At 72.3% G+C, this 4,701-nt stretch carries 3 protein-coding genes and 1 pseudogene; 1 reads left to right on the forward strand and 3 read right to left on the reverse strand.

What is annotated here, in order from left to right:
• A partial coding sequence (locus AC5LSR_RS13970) for a phenylalanine--tRNA ligase subunit beta (RefSeq protein ID WP_493468547.1) occupies positions 1-1,230 on the forward strand: 1,230 nt, incomplete at its 5' end.
• 144 nt (positions 1,231-1,374) lie between these two features.
• Here the strand turns inward: AC5LSR_RS13970 and AC5LSR_RS13975 are convergent.
• The 3 genes and pseudogenes from AC5LSR_RS13975 to AC5LSR_RS13985 all read right to left on the reverse strand — a co-directional run.
• The gene (locus tag AC5LSR_RS13975; protein ID WP_250283351.1) at positions 1,375-3,012 is read right to left on the reverse strand and encodes a multinuclear nonheme iron-dependent oxidase; all 1,638 of its coding nucleotides are present in this window, start codon (positions 3,010-3,012) and stop codon (positions 1,375-1,377) included.
• On the reverse strand, positions 3,009-3,944 hold the full coding sequence (locus tag AC5LSR_RS13980) for a TIGR04222 domain-containing membrane protein (protein ID WP_250292075.1): 936 nt from the start codon (positions 3,942-3,944) through the stop codon (positions 3,009-3,011). Before AC5LSR_RS13980 ends, AC5LSR_RS13975 begins: the two co-directional genes overlap by 4 nt.
• A 550-nt stretch (positions 3,945-4,494) precedes the next feature.
• Positions 4,495-4,701: pseudogene (locus AC5LSR_RS13985) on the reverse strand (RCC1 repeat- and reductase domain-containing protein); the annotation flags it as partial.

A 4,701-nucleotide genomic window follows, 5' to 3' on the forward strand; every position in this document is an offset into this window, starting at 1 on the left:
ACCGGTGATGGTGTCGGCGATGGCACCGAGGCCATTGCCGACGCCGTTGCCCCCGCCGGGGCCGACGGCGACAGTGTCGGTGACGGCGCGTTGCTGGTCGTCCCGCCGTCCTGGCGTCCCGACCTGACCCGGCCCGCCGACCTGGTCGAGGAGGTCATCCGCCTGGAGGGGTACGACACGATCCCGGTGACCCTCCCGCGGCTGCCCGCGGGCCGCGGCCTCACCCGGGGCCAGCGGATACGCCGGGCGGTCGGTACCGCCCTCGCCCACCAGGGCTACGTGGAGGTCCTGACCGTCCCGTTCGTCGGGGACGACACCCCGGACCGGCTCGGGCTCACCAGCGACGACACCCGGGCGGCGGTGGTCCGGATCGCCAACCCGATCGCCGAGGACGCCGCCAACCTGCGCACCACCCTGCTGCCGGGGCTGTTCGCCGCGGCCATCCGCAACATCGGCCGGGGGCAGGCCGACCTGGCCCTGTTCGAGACCGGCCTGGTCTTCCGCGCCACGGCCACGGCCGCCACCCCGCCGACTCCGGCGGTCGACCGCCGGCCCGACGACGCCGAGATCGCCGCGCTCAACGCTGTCCTGCCCGAACAGCCCAGGCTGGTGGCCGTCGTCCTGACCGGCCGTCGCGAGCCGGCCGGCTGGTGGGGCCCGGGACAGCCGGCGACCTGGCAGGACGCCATCGACGCGGCGCACACCGTCGCGGCGGCCACCGGTGTGGACCTGACCGTGACGGCGGACGCGCTGACCCCGTGGCATCCGGGCCGGTGCGCGCGCCTGTCGGCGGACGGCCAGGTGGTCGGGTACGCCGGGGAACTGCACCCGCGCGTGATCGCGGCGTACGGGCTGCCGGCCCGGGCCTGCGCCATGGAGCTCGATCTCGACACGGTGATCGAGATCGCGTTGGCGCGCCCGCCGGTCACCGCCCCGGCAGTGTCCACCTACCCGCCGGCCGACCGTGACATCGCGCTGGTCGTCGAGGCCGGCGTGCCGGTGGCGCGCGTCACCGAGGCGTTGCGCCGTGGCGCCGGTGACCTGCTGGAAGCGCTGACCCTCTTCGACGTCTACGAGGGATCCCAGATAGGTGAGGGGAAGCGGTCACTCGCGTTCGGCCTGCGGCTGCGGGCGGTGGACCGGACGCTGACCGCCCAGGAGGCCAACGCGGCGCGGGACGTGGCGATCGCCGAGGCCACCCGGCTGACCGGCGCCGTCCTACGCACCTGACCTGGTTTCGACCGGCCTGGTTCCGGCAGATCCCGACCCTGAGCTGGCCGGCCCCGGTTCGACGTTTCGACCGGGGCCGGGGCCCTCGCCGGGTCAGCAGCCCTCACCGTGCTGGCCGTCTTCGCGGTGTCGGCCGCCGCGGTGTCAGTCGTCCTCGCGGTCGAGGCCGAGGACACGGGTTCCTACGAACGGCACTCGTACCGCGACGAGCGGACGCCCGCTGCCGCGCCGGTCCATGGCGACTGCCAGCCGTCGGCGTGCCAGCGCTGCCAGCAGCTGCTCGGCCCGCGCCTCGCGGTCGAGATCACTCCGGACAGCGCGGGCGAAGGCCACCCCGTCGGCGTACGCCCCGGCGGGTGGGCGGCCGTCCGCGAACGCGGCGAACCTGACGCGGAAGTCGGGCAGGCAGGACAGCGCCGGCCAGGCCCGGGCGGCCGCGTCCGCGCGTTTGCGCAGCAGCGCGGCCCTGGTCGACGCGACCCGCCCGTGGCCGAATCCGGCGGGGGCCGGCCCACCGCCAACCAGCGCACGGACGAGCTCGCCCTGTGTCTGCCGCAGCCCACCCGCAGTACCACCGTCCCGGGTATCACCGTCCCGCTCGGCACCGCTGTCTGGCCTGGCATCGATGCCGTCTGGGCTGGGGCTGCCACCTGTGCGGGTATTCCTGCCCGGTTCTGTCCCGCCGTCCGGTCTGCTGTTTCCGGCTGGTCTGGTATTGCCGACCAGGCTGACATTTCTGGCCGGCCTGGTGTTTCTGCTTGGGCTGGTATTTGCGTTCGGTCCGGAATTGTGGCCGGCCGCGGCGGCAATGGTGTTCAGCTCGCCGGTGAGCTCCCACACGGACGGGTAGCGGCCGTCGCGTTCAAGCATGATCGCCGGTATTCTGCCGAAGCCCGTGGCCGCGTGGCTGGAACGGTTGTGCCGGTCGGAGCATCCGGAATATCCCGAATGATCAACATGGTGCTCGTTCGTTTTCTGCGGCTGTGGCTGCGACTGTGGTCCCAGCTCCGGGTTCCGGGCCGGGTCCGGCGGGGGTGGGTTCCGGTCTGCCCAGCGGTCGGCTACCGCATGTATCAGGTCGAGGACCTCACGGGTGACGGGGTGGGTGTGGGTGTCGTGGTAGAGCCCGCCGCGTACCGTCCCACCGGCCACATGGATGTAGGCGACGCGCTCCCACGGCAGCGCGTCAAGGAAGCGGTGTGGGTCGACCCCGTGGTTGATCTGGTCGGCGCGCAGGTTGGCGAGGTCGAGCAGGAGCAGCGCGCCGGTGCGCTCGGCCAGCTCGGTGAGGAAGCCGGCCTCGTCGAAGTCCGCCTCGGGCCAGCGCAGCAGAGCGGCCGGATGCTCCAGAGCGAGTGGTACCGCAAGCTCGGCGGACAGCGCCCGCACGTTCGCGGCCAGCACGTCCATGGCCTCGCGGGTGCGTGGGACCGGCAGCAGGTGGCCGGCTTCGAGGCCGCCGGCCCGTACGAAGGCGACATGTTCGCTCACCAGGGGTGCTCGCACCCGTTCGGCGACGGCGGCCAGGTGCGCCACTCGTGCCGGCTGGAGCGGTTCGGTGCCGCCGAGCCCGAGGCCGACGCCGTGCGGCACCACCGGCATGCCACGTTCGACCAGCTCGTCGAGGCCGGCTGGCAGTGGGCCGTGGGTGTGCAGGGTCTCGGCTATTACTTCGACGAACCCCAGATCCTTCCGTTCGGTGATGAACGCGGCGAGTTCCGGCCGCCAGCCGATCCCCAGCCCTCGCGGCAACGTGCCGCTGGCCCGTCCAGAAATGATCATCCGCCGCATCCGCCGCCACCGCATCCTCCGCCGCCGCCACACCCGCTGCCGCCGCCACCGCATCCCCCTCCGCCGCCGCATCCGCTACCGCCACCACCGCAGGAGGAGCTACCGCCACACGACGACCCACTGTCCGAGGAGGACCCGCCGTCCGAGGAGGAGCTGTGCGAACTCCCGGAGGAGGTGGCGACGAACGGCAGGCCGAGCTGCCGGGCGAGCAGGGGGTCGGTCCGCCACAGCACGACCGGGCCGAACAGCGCCACGGCGACCCCACGCTGCCCGGGAATTCCGCCCAGGCCCAGACTCCGCGCGAGCGTACGGGCGTCCCGCAGGAGCCGGCGCCCGGCGTGCGTGGTCCGCGGGACGATCGTCACCGCGATGGCGGCCATGGACATCATGAACGCCGCCGGCAGGTAGAAGAAGGCACCGAGGTCACCGGCCACGACGGCGAACGGGATGCCGGCCACACCCAGGACCACCATGATCAGAAAAGTTCGGCGTAACCGTCGGAGCCTGCGGGCCTGTTCCGCGGACGGCACCAGGCGTGCCGCCTGTAATCCGGCGCGGGTGGCCTGTGCGGCCGGGCTGCCCGCGACGGCCCGCTGGACGTGGGCGAGCCGCATCTCACCCGCCGTGGCGATGACGTCATACACCGTACGAGTGATGGGATGCCCGCCCTCCGGTGGAGGGCCGGCCGCGACGAGTACGGAGCGCCGGCTGCCCGGGGCGACCCGGCCCTCGTCATGCAGGGCGACGACCGCCGCCTCGACCGCCCGCCTCGCCCCGCCGGCGAGGAAGCCGAGATCGTCGAGGGGGAGGCTGCGCGGGTCCACGGGCGGTACGTCATGGGAACGCGACAGGACGACCCGTGCACCGATGATGACGATCAGCAGGATCAGCAGGAGCGCCAGGTAGGCGCCGAAGAACGTCACCGTGGCCCCGTCCGGTACGACGAACCAGCAGCGACCACCGGTCCGGCCGGAACCCGGGCCACGCGCCCGGTGGTCGCGTACCGCGCCGTTGCCCGCCGTGCCACTACGCGCCTGCCGGCCGGGAGGTCGGCGGTGAGCGTGGCGAATGTGGCGGTCGCTGTCGCCATATCGCGTTCCTCTCCGATTCTCAACGTCCCGCTCCTGTGTGTAGGCCCGTGGCCGGGCCCGGACTGCCTGTTCCGGTGCTGTCCGTTTGCTCCGGTGGTATCTGACAGCGTCGACCGTCCGGCGCGGCCAGGGTCAGGAGTGTCCGGCTTCCGACGCCGTGGGGACCTGGACCTGGTCCCGGTCTTGCATCTGCTCTCCGGCGCCGGCTTTCCGGGTGCGGTCGAGGCTGAAGCGATAAAGCGATAAAGCGATAAAGCGATAAAAAGAGGCTGAGGCGACAAAGTTGTCGCCTCAGCCTCAACGGACGTGGGGGCTGTGTCATGCCGCCCCGACGGTCAGCTGTTTCGTGTCTCCGTATCCGTGATCTGATTATCCGGTTCGGTCAGCGGTCCCACCGGCCGACCACCGCATACCCGGCGAAGTCGCCGGCGGCGATGGCGCTGACGCCGGTGAGGCCGGAGACCGGGACGGGTATCGGGCTGTAGAAGGCCGCACTGCCGTTGCCCAGCTGGCCGAAGTTGTTCAGTCCCCAGGCCCGGACGGTGCCGTCGAACCGCAGCGCGTACCCGGTGAGGCCGCCGGCGGCGAT

The organism is Protofrankia sp. CiP1_Cm_nod4 (assembly GCF_982290645.1).

Excerpts from the sequence above, each read along its gene's own strand:
- AC5LSR_RS13975 (WP_250283351.1), bottom strand. The coding sequence starts at position 3,012 with ATGATCATTTCTGGACGGGCCAGCGGCACGTTGCCGCGAGGGCTGGGG.